Origin of the sequence: Eubacterium sp. SB2 (genome assembly GCF_001244405.1) — a bacterium.
GTDB classification, from domain to species: domain Bacteria; phylum Bacillota; class Clostridia; order Lachnospirales; family Lachnospiraceae; genus Faecalicatena; species Faecalicatena contortus_B.
Genome location: NZ_LN865148.1, coordinates 305,632 through 328,993 on the forward strand (window position 1 = coordinate 305,632; position 23,362 = coordinate 328,993).

General features: G+C 46.7%; 15 protein-coding genes. 2 read left to right on the plus strand and 13 right to left on the minus strand.

Annotated features, from left to right (window positions below; all coding sequences use genetic code 11):
• Positions 1-69: 69 nt before the first annotated feature.
• Positions 70-1,467 carry a L,D-transpeptidase family protein gene (locus tag BN1938_RS01500; protein WP_050638899.1) on the minus strand — a complete coding sequence of 466 codons (1,398 nt, stop codon included), beginning with the start codon at positions 1,465-1,467 and terminating at the stop codon, positions 70-72.
• Positions 1,468-1,714: 247 nt separating this feature from the next.
• Between BN1938_RS01500 and BN1938_RS01505 the strand changes: the two genes are divergently transcribed.
• Positions 1,715-2,200 carry a GNAT family N-acetyltransferase gene (locus BN1938_RS01505; protein WP_050638900.1) on the plus strand — a complete coding sequence of 162 codons (486 nt, stop codon included), beginning with the start codon at positions 1,715-1,717 and terminating at the stop codon, positions 2,198-2,200.
• A 280-nt stretch (positions 2,201-2,480) separates the two neighbouring features.
• The gene (locus BN1938_RS01510) at positions 2,481-3,581 is read left to right on the plus strand and encodes a glycerol dehydrogenase (RefSeq protein ID WP_050638901.1); all 1,101 of its coding nucleotides are present in this window, start codon (positions 2,481-2,483) and stop codon (positions 3,579-3,581) included.
• A 185-nt stretch (positions 3,582-3,766) separates the two neighbouring features.
• On the opposite strand, the gene BN1938_RS01515 is transcribed toward BN1938_RS01510, so the two are convergent.
• The 12 genes from BN1938_RS01515 to BN1938_RS01570 form a co-directional block, all read right to left on the minus strand.
• A complete protein-coding gene (locus BN1938_RS01515) occupies positions 3,767-6,037 on the minus strand; it encodes a xanthine dehydrogenase family protein molybdopterin-binding subunit (protein ID WP_050638902.1) in 2,271 nt (756 codons plus the stop codon).
• Positions 6,034-6,501: a (2Fe-2S)-binding protein gene (locus BN1938_RS01520; protein WP_050638903.1), complete on the minus strand. Its 468-nt coding sequence runs from the start codon at positions 6,499-6,501 to the stop codon at positions 6,034-6,036. Before BN1938_RS01520 ends, BN1938_RS01515 begins: the two co-directional genes overlap by 4 nt.
• Positions 6,502-7,317 (minus strand): FAD binding domain-containing protein, encoded by an 816-nt coding sequence (locus BN1938_RS01525; RefSeq protein WP_050638904.1) that lies wholly within the window; start codon positions 7,315-7,317, stop codon positions 6,502-6,504.
• A gap of 742 nt (positions 7,318-8,059) precedes the next feature.
• A complete protein-coding gene (locus BN1938_RS01530; RefSeq protein ID WP_050638905.1) occupies positions 8,060-9,490 on the minus strand; it encodes a 6-phospho-beta-glucosidase in 1,431 nt (476 codons plus the stop codon).
• On the minus strand, positions 9,483-11,423 hold the full coding sequence (locus BN1938_RS01535; RefSeq protein ID WP_050638906.1) for a beta-glucoside-specific PTS transporter subunit IIABC: 1,941 nt from the start codon (positions 11,421-11,423) through the stop codon (positions 9,483-9,485). The genes BN1938_RS01530 and BN1938_RS01535 overlap by 8 nt, the downstream gene beginning before the upstream one ends.
• Positions 11,424-11,629: 206 nt before the next feature.
• On the minus strand, positions 11,630-12,355 hold the full coding sequence (locus tag BN1938_RS01540; protein WP_050638907.1) for a MurR/RpiR family transcriptional regulator: 726 nt from the start codon (positions 12,353-12,355) through the stop codon (positions 11,630-11,632).
• A gap of 97 nt (positions 12,356-12,452) precedes the next feature.
• The gene (locus BN1938_RS01545; protein WP_050638908.1) at positions 12,453-14,354 is read right to left on the minus strand and encodes an endonuclease MutS2; all 1,902 of its coding nucleotides are present in this window, start codon (positions 14,352-14,354) and stop codon (positions 12,453-12,455) included.
• A gap of 1,304 nt (positions 14,355-15,658) precedes the next feature.
• Positions 15,659-17,128: an MFS transporter gene (locus BN1938_RS01550; RefSeq protein WP_255350403.1), complete on the minus strand. Its 1,470-nt coding sequence runs from the start codon at positions 17,126-17,128 to the stop codon at positions 15,659-15,661.
• A 63-nt stretch (positions 17,129-17,191) separates the two neighbouring features.
• Positions 17,192-18,217, minus strand: coding sequence for a zinc-dependent alcohol dehydrogenase (locus BN1938_RS01555; RefSeq protein ID WP_050638969.1), 1,026 nt, complete (start codon positions 18,215-18,217; stop codon positions 17,192-17,194).
• A gap of 346 nt (positions 18,218-18,563) precedes the next feature.
• Positions 18,564-21,269, minus strand: a complete 2,706-nt coding sequence (locus BN1938_RS01560) for a translation factor GTPase family protein (protein ID WP_050638909.1) — start codon at positions 21,267-21,269, stop codon at positions 18,564-18,566.
• A gap of 92 nt (positions 21,270-21,361) precedes the next feature.
• On the minus strand, positions 21,362-22,333 hold the full coding sequence (locus BN1938_RS01565; protein WP_050638910.1) for a sugar phosphate isomerase/epimerase family protein: 972 nt from the start codon (positions 22,331-22,333) through the stop codon (positions 21,362-21,364).
• Positions 22,334-22,400: 67 nt separating this feature from the next.
• Positions 22,401-23,342 carry a sugar phosphate isomerase/epimerase family protein gene (locus BN1938_RS01570; RefSeq protein ID WP_050638911.1) on the minus strand — a complete coding sequence of 314 codons (942 nt, stop codon included), beginning with the start codon at positions 23,340-23,342 and terminating at the stop codon, positions 22,401-22,403.
• Between the last annotated feature and the right edge of the window lie 20 nt (positions 23,343-23,362).

Sequence of the window (23,362 nt, forward strand, 5' to 3'; positions counted from 1 at the left end):
TAGTTTTCATTATAGGCCTTGTATCTAATTTTATACAATATATAGTGTTTTCTTCTCCGCTTATGTGTATCAGTAGTGCATGACAACAGGAGTCCCGTTCGATATCATGCTGTATAATGTCGCCGCGCCGTCCAACGGCATATTAATACATCCGTGGGAACCAATGCTCCAGTACAGATCTCCCCCGAAAGCGGGCTGCCATGTGGCATCATGGAATCCGACACCGCCGTAAGTCACCTGCATCCAGTAGTCCACCCATGTCCGGTACTCCGGCTCTCCCGTCTCAGGCACAATATTTCCCACAAGGGTAGTGCCTGGGATCATCATAAGGATGTCATATACCCCCGCCGGTGTGGAGTGTTCATAAGGCTTGCCGGTTACCACAGCCGTCTCAAAGGCCACATTCCCATCAACAATATACCACATATACTGCGCACTCAGATCCACCTCAATAAATGTTTTGCCCCAGTCCTGCTGCTCATGGCTTGCCGCCCGCTGCTCATATACCGGCTCTTTGGTTGCCTGCTCACCTGCTTTAATACTGGCGATCAGAGCATCCGCCTCAGCCGCCTCATTGATTGCCCAGCCGTAGGTGCCGCCGCTTACTTCCGTCGCTTTTCCCCAGGGCGTGGTCAGCGGACGAGTCCCATAAAGAGTTTCGTATTTTGCGGCAAATTGATTCATATACTCTCTGACCTTGTCTTCGTGGAAAGTAACATTCATGCTCTCATCCCAGGACAGCCAAGTAGAAATCAGCGCCTTGTCCACCACTTCTTTATGCGGCGCCATATCGTAAGTGATGCTTGTCCCGCAGTACTTGTTCAAGGTATCGCAGGCAGCCGCCACCTCTTTTGAATCCGCAGTATACTTCGGCTTCAGATAACAGTCTTCTTTCTCCAGGCTGAATTCCTCTTCCAGCCCCTGCACTGCCTGTATCAGCTTTTCCTTCATCGGCTCCTGATCGACTTTTGTCCCCAGCACCTCCGGCTTTACAACAAACTTATCCCCATCAAACTCCGGCTTAGCGCTCTCCGGATCGCTCTTTTCTTCATTCTGGAAACATTGCAGCGCCTGAATCTTTTCCTCCAGCTGTTTTTGGTCATAATCAAAACCCAGAGACAGCTTCACCTTATGATCCTTCCAAAACATCGAAGGCCAAAGAAACGCCCCCTGCTCCTTCAGCGCTTTATCCAGCTCTTTGCTCTTCTTATACTTCATTGATATCGATGATCCGCTGATCTCCTCACTGCCGCCTTCTATCGGAGTAACTTTCAGCGCATACCCATCAATCTGCCCTGCAAAATACCGCTCGGCCTCATCTGCCGTTTTCATGGAAAAATCCACACCATTGATCCTGGTATTATGAAAGAAATGATTCATGAAATAAATAGATATGCCACAGTAAATACAGATCAAAATGCCAGCTGCTATCCCCCCTGCCAGTAACACCTTCTTCTTGCCGCTCATCTTATGTGCCCTCCTCTATAGTAATACAGTATTATCATTACATTAAATAGACGGATTTTCAAGGCAAAAGGCTACAAATTTTCAGTATTTTTTCTAATTGCTTTAATATGTGAATCGTTTTAAAATAAAAATATGTGTGTAATTTATTTTAAACATCATAAAACCATTACTAAAACCGCACATATATTGCATAGTATGCGATGTATTATTATCAGAATAAATAACATTTGAAAGGTAGTATTTAAACATGAAAATTAGAAAGGCAAGGCTGGCAGATCTGGAAATTCTGCTGAAAATGTATGAAAGCGCAAGAATGTTTATGACAAGCCACGGAAATCCCACACAATGGGGCAGCACCTATCCGCCGAAAGCACTGCTGGCTCAGGATATTGAGGATGGAAACAGTTATGTCTGCGAAGAACACGGCAATATCATAGCTGCATTCTATTATAAGGAGGGCCGTGATGATACTTATACTAAAATATATAACGGTCAGTGGCTGGATGAATCCCCCTATGGGGTTGTACACAGGATTACCTCAGACGGCACCATCCGCGGAGCTGCATCCTTCTGCCTGAACTGGGCACTGGAGCAGTGCAGGAATCTCCGTATTGATACACACAGAGATAATGTGGTCATGCAGCATATGCTCGATAAAAATGGGTTTCAGTACTGCGGGATCATCTATCTGGAGGATGGAAGTGAGCGGCTGGGATATCAGAAACGAATGTAGGGGATGCCTGCCGTGGGACGGAGCGGGGACAGACGGACAGATATATGTTTCCGTCTGTCCCCGCTCCGTTCCACGGCAGGCTGGTTCATCCAAACGGTGGGGAAGACCTCCCACTCGGATGGTAACGTAAATTGTAACAGTTCAGGCTTGTCTGAATTGTTACCGTAAGAGGAATCTGGGTGTGAGAAAGTTTTGGTACGGGATTGACTTTATTGGAGAATCAGTGCATAATATGATTGTTAATAAAATAACATACTGATTGATTTAGGAGGAATTACAAATGGCAAATATTTTAATTAGTCCGGGCAAATACGTACAGGGTGCTAACGAGATGGCAAGGCTCTGTGATTATGCGAAGGTGTATGGGAAGAAGGCTTTGATTCTTATTACAGAATCTGGTTATAAGCGGATCGGCAATATTGTTGATGGAAGCTTTGCCGGTCAGGATTTTGAAATCGTATATGATTATTTTAATGGTGAATGCAGCAAGAATGAAATTAATCGTCTTACTGAGATTTTGAAGAAGGAAAACTGTGATCTTGTGATTGGGATCGGGGGCGGAAAGATTCTGGATACGGCTAAAGCAGTGGCTTATTATGGACATACGCCGGTTCTGGTGTGCCCTACCATTGCATCTACGGACGCTCCTTGCAGCGCTCTTTCTGTGATCTACACGGATGAAGGCGTATTTGAGGAGTATTTATTCCTTCCGGCTAATCCGAATATGGTCTTGATGGATACGGACATTATTTCAAAATCACCGGTACGTTTAACCGTATCCGGCATGGGGGATGCCCTTGCCACATATTTTGAGGCAAGAGCGGTACAGACAAAAGGCGCCGCTACCTGTGCAGGCGGAAAAGTGACCTCAGCAGCTATGGCCCTGGCAAAATTATGCTTTGATACATTAATGGAAGAAGGCGTAAAAGCAAAACTTGCACTGGAAGCAGGAGCATGCACCGCAGCTGTAGAAAAAGTAATAGAAGCCAACACCCTGCTGAGCGGAATCGGCTTTGAAAGCGGCGGACTCGCAGGAGCACATGCCATCCACAACGGCCTGACAGTTCTGGAAGACTGCCACCACATGTACCACGGCGAAAAAGTAGCATTCGGGACAATCACCCAGTTGGTACTCGAAAACATCCCCGCAGAAGAACTCCAGGAAATCATCGACTTCTGCATCGAACTGGGCCTGCCCGTAACATTAAAAGAACTGGGAATCAAAGAAGTAACCGAAGAAAAACTCATGGCCGTTGCCACCGCAGCATGCGCAGAAAATGACACCCTGCATAACCTGCCGTTCGAAGTCACCCCAGAAACCGTATGCGCAGCAATCAAAGCCGCCGATGCATACGGCAGATACTTCCTGGGAGAAGCTTAAGAAAAACGTTAGATTCAATAAGTACATCGCAAAATAAGTAACCCCCTCTAAGCCGGGGGAAGTTTTCGTGAGTGCAGCCAACACCATCCGCCTCCCCCGCCCGGATCCACACCCAAGATAGCCTTTCCTTCCGCCCGGATGCGTCCAGCCTGTCCTGAGAGGTTCACCTGCCGCAAAAAACTATCTCACCGCATCCCCTTATAGATTTTTTCCGATGTAATAGGCATTTCCCGCACTATCACTCCCACTGCATTCTGAACTGCGTTTGCGATTGCCGGGGGCGGCGTATTGATGACGATTTCTCCTATGGATTTTGCACCGAAGGGGCCTGTCGGCTCGTAACTGCTCTCAAACTCCACCCGGATCTCTCCTACATCCAGCCGGCTCGGGATTTTATACTGCATAAAAGAATTGCTGTAATTTTTTCCCTTTTCGCTGTATACGATATCCTCGTACAGGGCCATGCCTATCCCCTGGGCTATTCCGCCCTCCGCCTGGATTCTGGCCAGATTCGGATTGACTACGGTTCCACAATCTACGACTGCAGCATAATCAACCAGCTCCAGCTCTCCCGTCTCTTTATCGATCTCTACCTCTGCCATGCCCACCATAAACGGCGGTGGTGATACCGGTGAGGTAAATGCCTCGCTGGCATAGAGTGCTTCTTCATTGTTGCACATAACCCGATTGCCGATGTCAGCCCTTGATATGCTCCTTCCGGTTTTCAGATCCAGAACTCGTTCCCCATCAAATTCCACATCTTCCACAGAGCATCCAAGATATGACGCCCCTCTGACACAGATTTTCTCTCTAAGTGTCTCACAGGTCTTTACAACAGCCATACCTGTCACATAGGTGGTGCTGGACGCATAGGAACCGCAGTCATAAGGGGATACATCGGTATCTACTCCATGCACAATGATTTCTTCTATCTCACACTCCAGACATTCGGCTGCCATCTGGGCTAATATGGTGTCGCATCCGGTTCCCATGTCTGTCGCCCCGATCATAAGGCTGTAAAAGCCATCGTCATTCACCTTGATTCCCACCGATGCAGTGTCCACCGCTGAGATGCCGGATCCCTGCATAGCCATTGCAACTCCAACGCCCCGGACTTTCCCATTGCCCATATCACGGCATGGGTATTTGTGATCCCAGTCTATCATCTCCTTTGCCCGTTTCAGACAGCGGTCCAGTGCACAGCTATTGGCAGTCTCACCATAATATGCAGGCATTAGCTGCCCCTCTTTTACCATATTAAGTTCACGGATTTTGACCGGATCCATGCCCAGCTCTGCCGCAAGTTCATTGACAGCGGACTCAACTGCAAAAATCCCCTGAGTAGCGCCATATCCCCGGTAAGCCCCTGCGGACATGACATTCGTATAGACCACGTCATACACAAAACGAAAGGCCTCTGCCTTTCCATACAAAGGGATAGACTTATGGCCGGAAAGCCCCACCGTAGTCGGACCGTGCTCTCCAAAAGCACCTGTATTCGAGAGTGTGTAGACATCAATCCCTTTGATCATTCCATTCTTATCCGCCCCGACACGGACATGGACTTCCATCTCATGCCGTGGTGAGGATGCGATGAAAGACTCTTCTCTCGTATAAATAAGCTTAGCTGGTTTTCCGGTTTTCCAGGTCACCAGCGCCGGGTAGACCTCGGTCACCACCGTCTGCTTTGCCCCGAAGCCTCCGCCGATTCTCGGCTTAATGACACGTATTTTTGACTTCGGTACGTCCAGGGCCGTGGCCAGAATTCTACGCACATGAAATGGAACCTGGGTAGAAGAAAGAACATTAAGCCTGCCATAGGTATCCAGATACGTACAGGTTCTGAAAGTCTCCATCATTGCCTGCTGGTTTGCTTTCGTATGATAAGTTCTGTCAATTACATATTCACAGTCTGCCAGCACTGCCTCAATATCCCCCTGGAAATCTGCCTCATGGGCGCATAGATTTCTCTGATTGTCCGCCCCTACAGGACAGAGGCTCTTCCAATTCTCCTCTGGATGTACAAGGATGGGATTATCCTTTGCTTTTCTGAAATCAAGTACAGGTTCCAGCACTTCGTATTTCACCTTGATCAGTTTCATAGCTTTGCTGACTGCTTCTTTGGTTTTCCCGGCTATTATGGCGACCGCATCGCCCACGAACCGGACGCGCTGATCCAAAATCAACCTGTCATAAGGGCTTGGCTCCGGATAAGTCTGCCCCGCCATTGTAAAACGTTTATCCGGGCAGTCTTTGTAAGTCAGTATACACTCAATTCCCGGTACTGCCGCTGCCCGTGTCAGATTGATGTCCTTGATCAGTGCATGTGCATGGGGACTTCTCAACACCTTTACAATCAAACAGTCCCCAGGCGCCAGATCGTCCGTGTATACGCCTTTCCCGGTCACGAGTGCCTGTGAATCAACTTTTGGTACGGACTGGTTTACAACTCTCATAAGCGCACCTCCTCTTTTTTCCACTGTAAATACTTCTTTATGGCACGCAGCTGTCCCATATAACCGGTGCATCGGCACAGATTTCCTGACAGGTATTCTTTGATTTCTTCCGTGCCCGGATCTTCCAGTTCACGCACCATAGCAAGAACGTTCATAATAAACCCAGGTGAACAGAATCCGCACTGTTCAGCACCTTCATTGGCAAGAAATATTCCAAACTCCTCGGCTTCTTCTTTTACCCCTTCCAGTGTTGTCACTTCCTGTCCTTCGACACTTGCCGCCAGAATGGAGCAGGACAGGCGGGATTTTCCATCGATCCACACCGTACAGAGACCGCAGTTTGTTGTCTCACAGCCGCATTTGACACTGTGGCATCCAAGTTCTCTCAGCACATCCAGAAGAATGGTATCGCCTGCCGCTTCCACACATGCCTGTTTTCCGTTTAATATGAATTTTACTTCCATCTATCTGCCCTCCTGTGTACGGTCTGCCAAAATGGAACGCATGGCCCGCAGGATCAGGACTTCTGCCAGATGATGCCGGTATTCGGCGCTCCCGCGCATATTAGTTCCGTAAACAAAGCCCGCAGCAACCTCTTTTGCGCACTCGGCCAGTTTCTCTTCTGTAATATTGTCCGGGATTTCCCACTCTTTCTCCAGCACCGCCGCCTTCATTGGCCTGGCCCCCACTGAAAAATACCAGGTTTCTTTCCCATGCACCGGTCCGGTAACCACCGCACAGGAAAGCACGGGAAAGTCTGTTTTTGTCCTGCGGACAGAGGAATAGCGGAGCTTTCGGTCGCTCTTCCTTATGATAATAGAGACAAGGATATCCTTATCCCGCTTTTTATTTACAAATTCGGACAAACGGATCGTTCCCCCGTCATACAGCTCTACGAATGTATCCAGAGCCAGCAGGCAGGTCAGCACATCCGAAAAGCCGAATCTCCCATAAATACTTCCACCCACGGTTGCCTGATTCCGGAACTGTACTCCTACTATGTGGCGTACGGACTCAGCAACCGCATCTCCATACATATCCCTTAACCCCTCGTGAAGCTCCAGCTGCCGCAGGGTACACATGGCGCCAATACGGAATACATGGTCTGTCTCCTCAATCTGATCCAGCCCCAGGCCCGATATATCTATAATTGTCTGTACCTTTGCATTTCCCAGACGCATCCACATCATGCCGCCCATGATGCGCGCATTTCTGGCCTGGTTCAGCTCATAGGCCTCTTCCAGTGTTTTTGCTTTTACATAATGATTAATCGTAAGCAAAACCTTTCTCCTTTCAATCCCCGTTCTCTGCTCTGCGCGAAAAAAAGGTGCAAATGCTAGCTGTCATTTACACCTCGTACTTATCCATATTATCATATCACGCTGATTTTGTCAAAATATCTGTGCTATAGTCAACGGACTTTAGGATCGTTGACGGATGAGGACGCTTCATGACAGGGAGGCCGGGGAAGCCCCCCATTCCCCGGCTGGGAACTCATACCGAAACAGCGGATCTGGACTGGCTATGCGTATCTTACATCTTGCTTAACTGAATTTAACTATTCGACAAATTGAATTTTTTTATAATTTAACATCGAAAACAAAAACAACTTTTCAACAAGCTGCAAAATATCCGTACCTATATATAAACAATCAGCGCAGCCAGTCCACATCCGCAGCTCCGGTCCGGAATCCCAAACGAGTAATCCACTTACCGACAGGATGAACCTAGCTTACCAGGAGCCGTGACGGGCTGAGAAAAGCACCTGTCCTGTTGGAAATGCTATCAGCGAGTCTAGCAGCAGTTAGAGGGAATCCGCAAAATCAGCCTGAAAAAAGCTGCTTCCGAAGCAGCTTTTTAGAACACCTGAGCCGCTTAATCACCAGATTAAGCGGTGAATGTGTTCGGTTCAGGCTGATTTTGCGGATTCCCTCTTACTGTTGCTTGACGCAGCGGCTGCATTTCCAACAGGACAGGTGCTTTTCTCAGCCCGTCACGGCTCCTGGTAAGCGTCCCCCCTTTCTACACCTCCCCCCCATTACTCTCAATGACTCTTTTATACCACTTGAATGATTTTTTCTTTTTTCTTTCCAGTGTTCCGTTCCCCTTATTATCCTTATCCACATAGATAAATCCATACCGTTTTTTCATTTCCCCGGTTGTGAAGGATACGCAGTCTATACATCCCCATGGTGTGTAACCGATTAATTCCACGCCATCGAGGAGCACAGCTTTTTTCATTTCACTGATATGTTCTCTCAGATAGGATATTCTGTAATCATCATCTATCGTACCATCCGGGTTCACCTCATCTACGGCGCCAAAACCATTTTCTACTATGAATAATGGCTTTTGGTATCTCTCATAAAGCAGATTCAGAGCATACCGCAGGCCTACCGGATCAATCTGCCAGCCCCAGTCACTCTTTTTTACGAAGGGGTTGCTGACACTTCCCGGAAAGCCATCCAGCCCGTTTCCTTCTCTGACCACATCTGCTTTGACCACATTGGTCATATAATAGCTTAAGCCTACATAGTCAACCGTGCCTTCCTTTAGTACCACTGCATCTTCCGGATCCATTTTAATCGTAAAACCTTTTCTCTCCCATTCTCTGTAGATATAGGAAGGATATTCCCCGCGTACATGGACATCGCCAAACAGATAGCGGTCATGCATAGCCTCTACGGAGTACATCATATCGTCCGGGTGACAGGAATATGGGTAAATCGGTACACAGGCTATCATGCATCCGATCTGGAAATCCGGATTGATTTCATGTCCTTTCTTAACTACAAGTGCACTGGCCACCAGTTCGTGGTGCACCACCTGGTACATGCATTCCTCGGGATTCTCCTCTTTTGTGAATACCACGCCGGAGCATGTGTAACCGAAGAGAGGGTACTTATAATTCTTCTGGTTATTGATCTCGTTAAAAGTCATCCAGTATTTAACCTTATCTTTATACCGCTCCATAACAGTAACTGCATATTTTACAAAAAAATCTATGAGTTTACGATTTTTCCATCCCCCATACTTTTTTACGAGATGATACGGCATTTCAAAATGTGATAGGGTCACGACTGGCTCTATTTTGTTTTTCAGCAATTCATCAAAAAGGTCGTCATAGAATTGCAGTCCTGCCTCATTCGGAGTTTCTTCATTACCCAAAGGGAAAATCCTGGTCCAGGCTATTGATGTGCGGAAGCACTTGAATCCCATTTCGGCAAACAGTTTGATGTCTTCTTTATAGCGATGATAAAAGTCCACTGCCTCATGGTTAGGGTAGTAGCAGTCACGCTGGATACCGTCTGTGATTCTTCTGTCCACACCGTGCGCCCCTCCGGTCAGGACATCTACAATGCTGACTCCTTTACCGCCTTCATTCCATCCGCCCTCTACCTGGTGGGCGGCTACCGCGCCGCCCCAAAGAAAATTATCCGGCAATCTATCCATTTGTATGCTCCTTTCCTTCCACGTACATAACCGTTTCCATTACTTCTACATACTGATTTGTCCGGACATTCAGCTTCGCCACCTGTTCCATATCAGTTATGATATAGATTACGGTTGGATCGTAGCCCTCTTTTTGAATCAGCTCCGGATCGAAATCGATCAGAAGATCCCCTTTTTTCACTCTATCCCCCTGCTCCACATGGGCATGAAAACCTTTGCCCTCCAGCTGTACGGTGTCGATTCCGATGTGGATCAGGATTTCTCTGCCTTCCTCTGTAACAAGCCCCACGGCATGACCGGTCGGGAATACGGCTTCGGCAGTTCCGTCAAGAGGGGCATATATTTTTCCCTCCAAAGGTATGATACCAAGTCCGTCCCCCATTGCAGCGGAAGCAAATGCTTCGTCATTTACCTGTGAAAGCGGGATTGTTTTTCCCTTTACGGGGCTTCCCATCTCAATCCCGAAGCCCTGGATTCCGCTTTCTGTTAGTTTCGGAGCGCCGTCTTTCTCTTTCTGTTCCTCATTTGAGAAAGCAGTCAATTTTGTATCATTTGTTTCAATTGCAGCTTCATTTTCCGGAACATCCTCATCGAAACCAACGATGTAAGTCAGCACGATGGCCAGAACAAATGATACAATTATGGAAATAAGAAGTCCTGTAAACTGTGACATATGACCCGCTTTGAAATAGGCCGGCAGGGTTGCGATCCCCGGCATGTTGTATCCCCATGATACGGCATTGAAAGCCCCGGCGATACCGCCGCCGACTGCACCAGCCACGCATCCGCAGATCATTGGTTTCTTAAGCCGCAGGTTAACGCCGTAAATGGCAGGCTCCGTGATACCGAAAAGACCGGTAACTGCTGCTGAAAGTGATACCCCTTTCATGTCTTTGTCTTTTGTCTTTAGGAATACGCCCAGTGCGGCTCCTGCCTGGGAGAATACAGCTGAGGCCTGAAGCCCGGTAAATGTATCATATCCCAGGTTTGCATAGTTTCCGACAGTAACCGGCGTAATGCCCCAGTGTACACCGAAGATAACCAGAACTTCCCACAGACCGCCCACGATTACACCTGCCACAATCGGGCTCAAACCATAGAGGTAATTGTAAGCCCCTCCAATCGCGCCTCCAATCGTATTTCCGATAGGCCCGAATGCAAGCAGTGTCAGAGGTACCATAATCACGATCGTAAACATCGGCGAAAACAGGTTTCTCACTACAATCGGCAGGTATTTGTCAAAAAACTTCTGTACATAGGAGGCAATCCAAATGGAAAGAATGATCGGGATAACAGAAGATGTGTAGCTTAAAAGCTGCACCTTAATACCCAAGAAGTAAACATCCTGTCCGGCATTTACCATATTCATGTAGTCCGGGCTTACAAGCGCACAGGCTATTACGACCGCCACAAACGTGTTTACCCCGAATTTTTTTGATGCGGTAACTGCAATCAGGACCGGCAGGAAGGTAAATGCCGTCCAGGAAATGAAATTCAGGATCTGGTAGGTTCCCCCCGTTGTGTCAATGGCATTCAGCGCCACAAATATCCCCAGGATTCCCTGTAGAATACCGCATGCTGCAAGGGTGTACAAAAACGGTGCGAAGATACTGGATATGATGTCGATAATTCTGCTGAAAACTCCGCCCTTTTTCCCGGTATCTTTTGACTGTTTCTCATTGATAGATACCAGTTTCAGTACCTCTTCGTATGCATCTTTTACGTGGTTTCCGATGACCACCTGAAACTGGCCGCCCGCCCGTACCGTGGTTATTACCCCCGGAATCTTAGATACTTTTGCTGCATCCACAATTGTTTCATCTTTCAATATAAAACGGAGTCTTGTCGCACAGTGTGCAACATTTGTTATATTTCCGTCACCGCCAAGTTCCTGTACCAGTTCCCTGGCCGTTTTCCCATAATCAATAGCCATTTCAGCTACCCCTTTCTTCTCAATTTCGCACCGGCTGCTCTGTAATTTTCATTATACATAATTGCTTTCAAATTCATAGTATTTCACATTCTTTAGAAATTTATATGCCTGGAAGAAATTTGTTTCAGAGAAAAAACAAGGTGTTTCCTGCCGGCATGTATTAGAAATGCCAGGGCGCTTTCCTATTCAATATAATAAGAAGGCAGCTATGAAAGCCGCCTTCCTATTGTTTCTATCAAATACAGCACCGGAACCTGCGTAGTGATATTATATTCTTCTTTAATCTTGCGCTCGGACACATAATAAGCCAGGGGACAATCCGCCATTTTAGCCAGTGTGCACCCCGCCCCGTTTGTGATACTCACAAGCCTGCAGTGATGTTCCTTGAATCTGCCTGCCAGCTTCACAATCTCCTGGGTCTCCCCCGATTCGGACAAGGCAATCACCACAGTGTCCTTCAAGTCCTCCCGTACAGGATAATAGGGATCTTCAATATACTGGCTGTACTTTCCCAGATTCGAAAAATACCGGGCGCCGTATTTCCCCAATATACCGGATGTCCCGATCCCGATAAAAATCAGCTGCCCCGCATCCTGAATCACCTGAACCGCCCTGGAAATACGCTCCTCATATTCCGTAGATGTAACCATATGGAAAAAATGAATCACTTCATCAATATTATCATCAGAAGTCAGTTTTCTTTTGTTCTCTTTTTCTTTTTTGAGGAACATTTTAAACTGCACACGGAATTCCGAATAACCGTCGCATCCAGCTTTCTTGCAAAACCGTACCACCGTGGATGTCGAAACATGCACGGCCTGTGACAGCTCCCGGATCGTCATATACTGTACCTCTTCCTTGTGCTCCATGATGTAGCTGTAAACAAGCATTTCCAAATCATTCAACGATTGCAGAACCTCGTAACTAAACATGCTTCACCTCACTGATGTATCATGAATTTATTATATCAATGCAGTACCTGTGCGTCAATAACTTCAGCGCTGCTCAAAGGGGTCTGACCCCTTTGAACTACTCGTCACAATTTAGTGTCTTTTGTACGTATTTTCTTTCCATATCATGTCTTGTCTTCCGTGTTTCAACACTGTCAAATATGATGGAAAAATCGTAATCTTCCGGATACAACTGGTCTGCAGGAACGTGCAGCCGTATTCTTTTGTGGTTGATCCATATTTTTTTATCCGGCATCTGTACACGGAGTACTCCCTTTTCATTCGCAGTCTGGCAGACGATTCCTATTGTTTTATCCGGCATGACCATCACGCTGTCTCCCAGCTGGTATTTTGCTGCCTTCTCCTGCATTACAACTTTTTTCTTTTTCTGTATCTTTGGATAAGAATGTCTTTTTAGTTCCTGGTTGTCCGTCTCTGTCTGAAAGTCCTGCTCTGCCTCCTCTCCGTAGGCAGCTTTGGCTGCGGTTCGGAGCATATTACCCGGCATCCCCAGTTTACCTGCAATATAGAAAGCGCAGCTCTCTCCTGCTTTTCCGATGACCAGCTGATATAACGGACGCAGGCTCTCTTTGTCAAAGGTCATTCTCGCATTCACGATTCCCTCTTCCCGTTTGGCATACTCTTTTACCTCCGGATAATGTGTGGTGACCAGAAACAGCGCCCCGCTCTTTTTCAGTTCCTCCAGAATGGCGATGGCAATTCCCATCCCCTCTGCCGGATCTGTGCCGGAACCCAGTTCGTCCATGATAACCAGGCTTTCGCGGCTCACTGTTTTTAGTATATCCAATACATTTGTAATATGTGCGGAAAATGTGGACAGGTTCTCAGACAAATTCTGTCCATCCCCGATATCACATAACACCGCATTATTCATGCATATTTCTGCATGATCACATGCGACATGCATTCCGCACTGCGCCATCATGCAATTAAGCGCTACAGTCTTGATTGCCACTGTCTTTCCTCCGGTATTGGGGCCGGTAATAATAACACCGTTTATACCATTCCCTATTTCAAAGTTCAAAGGTACATTGACTTTTCTGTCCATCAGAGGATGTCTTGCGTCCTTCAGCTTGATATAGCGTTCCGTATTGATTTCCGGCTGGGTCCCACCGTTTTCCAGGCTCAGCTTTGCTTTTGCGAAAATAAAATCCAGCTTTTCAACTGTCCTGTTGTTTTTCTTTATAATCTCTTCCTTATCGGACAGCAGCCCCGACAATGTGTACAGAATCCTGATCACCTCATTTTCCTCGTCAATCCTGAGTTCCTGCAGTTCATCGTAGAGCGCGGCAACTGCAGCCGGTTCCACAAATAAGGTGCTTCCTGTAGCGGATTTGTCAATCACTGCACCTGCAATCTTAAATCGGTATTCTTTCTTGACCGGTATACACAGATGTCCGTTTTTTACTGTGCTGAAACTATCAGACATATAGGATTTGTTTGCCCGCAGTGCGGCTTCTGCCTTCTGGTGCATTTTATCGTCTGTCCTGTCAATTGTCTCCCTGAGCGACTTTAAAGCCTTAGAGGCATAGTCGTCTACTTCACCATTTCGTATCTTTTGATTCAATTCTTCACAGATCTCATCCAGTGAGTCCAGATTTTCTTCATAATAAGCCAGGCTCAGTTCATACTGCTTCCCTCTCTCAAGATAGGACTTCAGCCTTCTTACAGATGTAAGAGTCCCGGCAATACATTCCAGCTGTTCGGCGGTAAGGCACCCTCCTTTGCCAGCAAACTCGATCCATTCCCCGATTCCCTGCAGCGCCGTCATCGGCGGCGTCCCGCATTTTTCAATCATATCCCGGGCTTCTGTTGTCTCCTTTTGCCTGGCTCTGACATCAATTTCGGACAGATATGGTTTCAGATCCCTTGCCTGCTCTTTTGCCCCCTCCGTGCATGCCAGATCTGCCAGCTGTTCTTTTATTTTATCAAATTCTAGTATTTTTTCTGTATCTAACATATTGACCTCCTAAAAAATAACCGACCTGTTATTTTGTCCTGAATTTTAACCTTATTCCAACGTTTACATCGGAACCTCCCGGAGGGCCGCATAATACGGTACCCTGCGGGTATACTCATTTCAACAAAAAACGCCACGAAAAGTATCTGCCCATATACAGGCATACTACTTCCGTGGCGTAAAATATACTATAACAGAAAAAAACAGCATGACCATACAGCCATGCTCTTCAAATCTCATCTATCACAGATATCTATCCAAAGCGTATGTTCGCATTTTGTAAGGCAGATAAAAGGATACAGCTGTCCCATAAAAACGACAACGCTGCTTCCCCACAACTATTTAATTAGCCGTATTCTCCATTACTACCACACGTAACATACATTACCTCTCTCGAAAAATTTTCTTTATTATATCCCGGACTTGTGCAGATTGTCAACAGGAATTTTTTACTGATACCATATGTATCCTCTGCGACTTACATTTCACACCCCAGCCAACATCAAAATCGGGATTTAGTCGGCTAGCTTTAGCCTGGTCGACGGATGGGATCCCGGACCAGGGCAGCGGATGTGGATTGGCTATGCGTGTCTTTTCATCTTCAAGATGCGTATTGAATTATTTTGATACCGGAAGCGTATCCCCTTGCTTATGTACACCTAATGGGGACATAAAAGTCCCGCCAATTCTATATCCATACGCTGCCCCCGTTTGAGGCCCCTCCTTAGAAACGAGCTTTTTCCTACCGGTTGGATGCGCCAGCTCCATGAAGGGATAGCCGAAAACCTCCCGGAGAACATCCATGTCCTTTCAAAAACGCTCAAAGCGGGCCTTAGAAATTCTTGGTGGGAAACAGCCCTGAAAATGGAGAGATTTTTGGATTCCGAATCCAAAAATCAGCTGACCCAGCGCGAGAAATCATCGGATTTCTCGTGATGTGTCAGTGGTGCTCCATTTTCAGGGCTGTTTCCCGCCTAGAATTTCTTAGGTCCGCGGCCGCGTTTTTGAAAGGACATGGATGTTCTCCGGGAGGTTTTCGGCTATCCCTTTATGGNGGACCTTAGAAATTCTTGGTGGGAAACAGCCCTGAAAATGGAGAGATTTTTGGATTCCGAATCCAAAAATCAGCTGACCCAGCGCGAGAAATCATCGGATTTCTCGTGATGTGTCAGTGGTGCTCCATTTTCAGGGCTGTTTCCCGCCTAGAATTTCTTAGGTCCGCGGCCGCGTTTTTGAAAGGACATGGATGTTCTCCGGGAGGTTTTCGGCTATCCCTTTATGGAGCGTCCCCATCCGCGCCGAAACTAAAGCTCGTCGCTAAATCCCGATTTTCTTACGTTAATTTCTTCTACTATTTCATTATAACGCTTTTTGTTCAGCCTATAAAAAACCAGTACAATTCCTGTCACCACCCATAAAACACCTGGTATTGTAGTAAAAGAATGTTTCATAACAGCCAGCACCGCCGCATTCTGCTGTTGATTTGCCGCATATCCTGCTGCACCAAGAATGAGAGCCAGAAGAGAAGTCCCCAGCGCCATGCCGATTTTATTTCCCAGCGAAATAAACGCATACTGAAATCCGTCATTGCGAAGCCCGGTTTTCCATTCTCCGTATTCTACGCAGTCCGGTATAATTGCATAAATTGCCGTATTAAATCCGGAGAAGAAGAACTGTGTTAGCCCCGACACCCCATAAAACAGAATCGGCGAAGACTGAACACTGAAAAAGTATAAGCTTAGCATACTGATTCCTGTCAGTAAGGCAAAAATAGAAGCGGCCCGCCCTTTATTGTTCGTCCATTTGAACAACAGCGGAAAACATGCTGCCCCGATAATAGACGGAATGATAATACACATGGAATATGTTGTAAAAAACGCCTTATTGCCTTCTACGTATGTAAAATAATACAATGCATCCGCGTTTCTTCCATATAGTGTAAAGCCAAATAACATCTGCCCTATTAATGCGAGGATATAAGGCCTGTTTTGTGCAACAGCCTTCAGCTGCTTCATGATAGATACTTTCTGTTTTTCGGGAACTGCAACAACTTCCTTTGTTTTGGCAAAGCAAAAGATATGGCAGGCAGCAAATATACAGCCGTATATCACCGCTATCATCAGGTAACCCCGCTTATCGTCTCCCGCGCCCAGCCTGGTAATCAGCGGCACTGTGATAATATTTATGATACCGATAGCTATCATGGCCGCCACAGAGCGGGATGTATTGATCTTTGCCCTCTCCTCTATATTCTGTGTCATAGCCCCGCATAAGGTTCCATATGGAATATTTACACAGGTGTAGCCCAGGACAAGAATACAGTATGTCACCGCCATATACGTTATTTTTGCCGTGGAAGTCCAGTCCGGATGCGCCCAGAATGTCAGCATTAGTATCACTGCGGTGAGCGGCGCTGCAATCAGCAGCCATGGCCTGTAACGTCCCCAGCGTGACTTTGTCTTATCTGTCAGGCTCCCGATCATCGGATCATTGATCGCATCCCAAAAACGGGAAAACAACATAAGGCCTGCTACTGCGCTCATACTAATCCCAAAAACATCTGTATAAAATATCATCAAAAAGTTTCCTACAAACATCCAGCTGAAATTGCATCCCACATCGCCCATGCCATAGGCGATTTTACTAACAAACGGCACCTTAACATTTGTATCCCTTTTATCTGCTTTTACCGGAATCTCACAGACTGCGCTGCATTTTGTCTCCTTGCTGTGTATGACTGGCGAAACACCTGAACTTAGCTCTACGGCTCCCATTTTTTAATCCTCCTTATGAAAAAATACGTTTGGAATCTTCATAGGGGTCTGACCCCTTTTCCCTTATTCCTGCACGTTAATGATTACTTTCATGGTTGTCTCCCGATTATCCTCGATATACTGATACGCCTGCTTATAGTCCTGGAACGCAAATGTTTTTGAAATCAGCGGACGCAGATGTACCTTTCTCTCATTCACAAGGCGGATTGCTTCTATATAATCCTCATTACGGTACATCATTGTTGTATTAAGATCCAGTTCATGGTCATTGAGTACGGCCAGATCCACCTCTGCCATTCCTGCAAATACAGCAACCAGAATAATTGTGCTGCCCTTTCTTGCATGCTGAATTGCCTGACCTATTGTTATGTTGCTGCCTGCACAGTCGTAGATAACATCCGCCTTGTCAGGACCGAATACACGGATCATAGCTTCACCAAAATCTTCTTCCTTCGTGTCAGCCGTATGCTTAATCCCGCATTCTTTTGCTTTCTCCAGCCTCAAACCGCTGATGTCTGTTATCAATACGGATTCTGCACCCATACCAAGTGCTGTCTGGGCAACTAAATTGCCGATCGGGCCGGCTCCAAGAACTGCGATTTTCAATCCTTTCACATCGCCTGCCTGTCTTACGGCGTGTACGGCTACCGCCAAGGGTTCAATCATAGCGCCTTCCTCGTAACTCATAGCTTCCGGAAGCGGTGTGACTTTTTCTGCATCAACCGCAAAATACTCCGATGCCGTGCCCGTTGTCTGAAATCCCATGACCTTCAGTTCCTCGCAGAGATTATACTTTCCATGCCGGCACGGATAACACTCTCCGCACACCACCTGCGGCTGAATCGTTACCTTTTGTCCTATTGCTAATCCGTCCACGCCTTCCCCCAGCTTTACAACCTCCGCTGATACCTCATGTCCCTGGGTGACAGGATATGTAGTAAAGGGATGCTGTCCATGATATACATGAATATCCGAGCCGCAGATCCCTATATTCATGACCTTTACTAAAACCTGTTTCTCTCCCGGTTCAGGTACGGGTACCTCCCTGAACGTAATTTCCTTGGGCGCTGTCATAATCTGCTGAAGCATTGTGTTCTCTTTCCTCTTTAACATTATAATACCTCGCTTCCTTGTTTTAATCTTTTATTAAACGTTTTATTAAAGTAATTATATTATTCCTCCATTTATTTAAAAAGTCAATATTCTTTTTCATTTTTGGCAAAACATACAAAAACACATGTGTATATTTGGTTGAATTTACTTTGAGTTATGCATCATAATAGCAGTCATAAGATTCTGTGCTGTTTATCATCCCGCTGCATTTCTCCTTGTTCATCTTCTTAAAGAAAAACCACATCGAATTGGTTAAGGCATACTGCCTTCCAAAACGATGTGGTTTTTATAAATATCACCCACTATATTTCCTAAACACAGGTTAAGAATCCCTCCTCTTTTTCCCTAACCGCACATTTTCCATTTCATTGACCAATTCCTCTGACATGTGGTCGAATAAATAATTTCTTGCATTTTCCGGTTTGTTCAGGTACTCACTTCGAATCTCATTCTGCATAAGCTCTATTTCCTCTTTCAATCCGTCTGCAGACATCCGCTGCGCTCCCTGCCCAAGGATAATTACCTGCTCAAGGGCATCGGATGTAGCAACCGTAACATCATACCCCCGTCCTATGCGGCGTACCGTCTTTTCTATATACTGGTCCGCGGTCTCCGCCTCCTTGGTATAAACTACGTAAATGTTGTGGTATTTCAGAACCTCCCCCGGATTTCCCTCCACCTTGTAGGCGTCAAATACCAGAATCAGTGTACACTGTTTATATCCCTGATAATTGCACAGAATATCCATCAGCTTGTCCCTGGCGCTCTCTATGTTTACCTCCGCCAGGGCGCTTAAATCTTCCCATGCGAAAATAATGTTGTAGCCGTCAACTAGCAGAAAGGTCTCTCTGCTTTTCTTATTTTTCTGCCGTTCCTCCCATTTTCCGTCGGATGGCTTCTTTTCCGGCGCCTTAACGGTAACCGGCGCACTCTGTGCCCTTCTTTTTACCGGATCCGGAGTCCGCCTGTAGATCGCATCCAGTTCCGACTGTGTCAGCTCTATCCTGGAAGAAGAGCCGGAAGCCGGCGGTATATATACAAAAGAATCCTGTTCGGGAGCGTCTGTCTTCAGAGTGCTTTCCATATGCATATACTCCTCCACCTGATCCCATTTCACGACAAATCCGGCCCCATGGGCACAGAAAACCGATCCTGTCGGATTCTCCATATCGGCCTCGGAATCATAACAGGATGCGGATATAACCGCCTCCTGATCATGGCACGGCTCATATCCCCTCAGGCTGCAGAACATCCGGCCCTGCCCGCCCGTGTAGGAAATAAATTCCCGCTGATATCCCCGCATCGTCGCTACCGGAACGATTCCGGTAAGCACCGCGGTCCCCCCGTCCATCCCGGGGTGATCGAATCGGCCGTACATCTTTTGTATATCAGACATCGCGCGCCCGATATGGTCCGAAGGCATTTCCAAACGGAATTCATAATACGGTTCCAGCAAAATGCTTTTCGCTTTTTTTAGCCCCTGGCGCACCGCACGGTACGTGGCCTGTCTGAAATCCCCGCCTTCCGTATGTTTCAGATGTGCCCGCCCTGCTGTGAGCGTAATCTTCATATCCGTGACAGCCGCGCCGGTCAGAACTCCCTTATGCTCTTTTTCCTCCAAATGAGTTAAGATCAGCCGCTGCCAGTTTCTGTCCAGAACATCCTCACTGCAGGCAGACGTAAACTGAAGGCCTGATCCCCGTTCTCCCGGCTCCAAAAGCAGGTGCACTTCCGCATAATGCCGAAGCGGCTCAAAATGCCCGACACCCTCCACAGGTTCTTCAATCGTTTCTTTATAAACAATATTCCCTTCGCCAAATTCTACGCGGACCTTAAAGCGCTCCCATATCATACTTTTCAGCACCTCTGTCTGCACCTCTCCCATCAGCTGGGCATGGATCTCTCCGAGCTGCTCCTCCCACACGATATGAAGCTGAGGCTCCTCTTCCTCCAGCTGTTTAAGATTCAGCAGCATCTGATGCACATCGCAGTCCTCAGGAAGCTGAATCTGATAGGTCAGAACCGGTTCCAGTATGAACATGTCCAGCTCCTTCTCCGCGCCGAGTCCCTGTCCCGGATACGTACTGACGGGGCCTGTCACAGCACACACGCGGCCCGCTGCAGCCGACTGGACGGCCTCATACTTTGCACCCGAATAGATACGGATCTGGTTGATCTTCTCCTCCGTGCCAGGCAGTACATCCTTCACATGCAGAGTCCCTCCTGTCACCTTCAGATAGGTCAGCCGGTTTCCCTGTTCATCCCTCGCGATCTTATAAACCTTTGCCCCAAATTCATGGGAATAAGCAGGACTGGCCATGTACGTCCTGAGCCCCTCCATCAATTCTTCCACGCCTTCCAGTCTGAGTGCGGATCCAAAGTAACAAGGGAATACTTTTCTTTCACGGACCGCGCGTACCACTGAATCCAGCCCAAGCTTCCCGGTCTCCAGGTATTCCTCCAGCATGCCTTCTTCACACACTGCCAGATTCTCCAGGCAGCTGTCCTCTGCATTTTCGAGGTTAGATAATTCATGAAAGCACACGCACCCGTCACTCAGACGTTTCTTTAGTTCTTTTAGAATTAACTCTCGATCCGTTCCCTCCTGATCCATCTTGTTTATAAATAAAAATACCGGGATTTGATACTGTTTCAGAAGACGCCAGAGGGTAACTGTATGCCCCTGTACGCCGTCCGCTCCGCTGATCACAAGCACTGCAAAATCCATCACTTGCAGAGCGCGCTCCATTTCAGCCGAAAAATCCACATGGCCCGGTGTATCCAAAAGCGTAATCTCCATATCTTTCCACACAAATTCCGCCTGTTTTGAGAAGATGGTAATCCCCCTCGCACGCTCCAGCTCGAATGTGTCTAAAAAAGCGTCCTGATGATCCACCCGGCCCAGCTTCCGAATACTGCCTGCCGTATAGAGCATGCTTTCCGACAGCGTTGTTTTTCCTGCATCAACATGAGCAAGGATACCCAGGCAGATATGTTTATGGGGGTTATTCACTGATGTATTGCTCATCAAAAATACCTCTTTCTGTTCTATAATAATCAAACATTATCATAACACAGGAAGAGGTATAAGTCGATGCTCGTTTCTTTCTGCTTCTTTAATTAACGATTATATACCTTTTTCAATTTTCTCCTAATATACCCCAACGATTCTGCCGCGTTCTCTTCTATATCAGCATCATTCAGCCATTCAAATGAAAGATATCCGTCGTACCCAATTTCCTGCAAGGCGCTCAGAACGCCTTCCCAATCAATAATCCCTGACCCAACCGGCAGATTATAGCAGGCCAGTCCATCCCCGTCGCACGCCCGGAAGTGAGTCATTTTCCTCCCATATTTATGCACCGCCCATGGCAGGACCTCTCTCTGCAGAAATGCCTGTGCACTGTGAAAGCTTACACTTAACACATCACTTTCAACCCGTTTCAATAAGCGCAATATAGAGTCTGTGTGGGGAGCCATTGTATTATAAGTGTTCTCAATCCGGCAAGTCACGCCTTCCGATGCCGCTATTTCAGAAACTTTTTTCATATTCTCAACAAAATTTTCCCAGTACTTTTCCCATTTGAAATCCGCTGGAAAATAAAGTCTGAATTTTGCATCAAAACGCCAGCCGTCAACACACCTTGTCTCGCCGCCTGGCAATACCATATCCGGAGTGTTTAAATAAAAATATTCCGGCAAAGTTGCCGTCGTTTTTGCCCGAATATCGTTTTCCGGATACGGAACCGGGAAGTTGACTGCAGGAGCCCCCAGCTTTTTCGCCAGCCTGCATACTCTTCTGAAATTATAAAGGGCTTTTTCGCTATCTGCTTTCTCCAGACTTGCGAATCCTCCTGCCAGATTTTGAAAAATACAGATCTGTATCAAATCCAGTTTCAACTGCTTGAGCAGAAGTTTGATTTCCTCTGTCTTCGCCTCTGTCCAGTATGCTTCCAGCTCCTTTTCATCATCAACCATCAGCTCGATTCCTTCAAATCCAACATCAGCCGCCTTGCGAATTGCCTCTTCATATGGAGCATGATAACCGGGCTGCATGAATGTCCATACTGTGCATCCTATCTTAATAGCCATATATTCCTCCTCTTATAACAGTTCAGACAGACCTGAACCGTTACCTTTTCTTACTTTCCCCGAAACATTAAACTGCTGCGATTAATGTACGCAAATAATTTAAAGATTCTAGACAATGCTTATGCTTTTCTGAGTCATGCGCCCATTCAAGTGAAAGGTATCCTTCATAACCGATCTCCTTCAATGCCTTAATTACCATTTCCCAGTCTGTATTTCCATAACCTACCGGAAGGTTATAGGCTGCCAGCCCGTCACCGTCCCGCATATGGACATGGAATAGTTTCTTATCATACTTATAGATTGCCCACGGAAGGTTTTCTCTCTGTAAGTAAGCCCATACTGTATCCAGATTTGCGCCTAAGTTTTCTTCTCCTACTTCCTCACATAATCTTAAAATGGAATCTGTATGGGGTGTCATTGTATTCGCGTGATTTTCAATTGCAAGTTTAAACCCATAACTGCCTGCAATCTTTGTTACTGTCCTGACCGCATCCACATGGCTTTCCCAATACTTCTCCCATTCAAATGGTTTCGGAAACCGGTACTTTAACTTTGTCTGAAATACCTGCAATGCACGGATCCTCGGATCCACGCCCGGAACATTGATATAATAATATTCCGGCAGATAAGAATTGGGAGCAGTAATTGTATCCGGCCAGGGAGATACAAAATTAACAATATCACACCCTAAAGCAGCGCTGATTTCACACCCTGCCTTAAATGCATCAATCGATTTTTGTTTTCTGTCATTTTCCAGGCTGGCTAACCCATCCATTACATTTTGAAACATTGCAAACTGAGAGACTTCCAAACCGTAATAATCCAGCATACTTTTAATTTCTTTTCTCTTTTTTACGGTCCAATAGCATTCTACATCCTCAAAATCACGGAGTATTAATTCCACCCCGTCAAATCCCAGTTCCCCAATTGCCTTAATTGCGCCTTCATACGGCGGATTATGGGCTGGTTCCGTCCACGTCCATGCTGCACATCCTACCTTCATAGCCATAGTCTACATCCTCTCTTTTA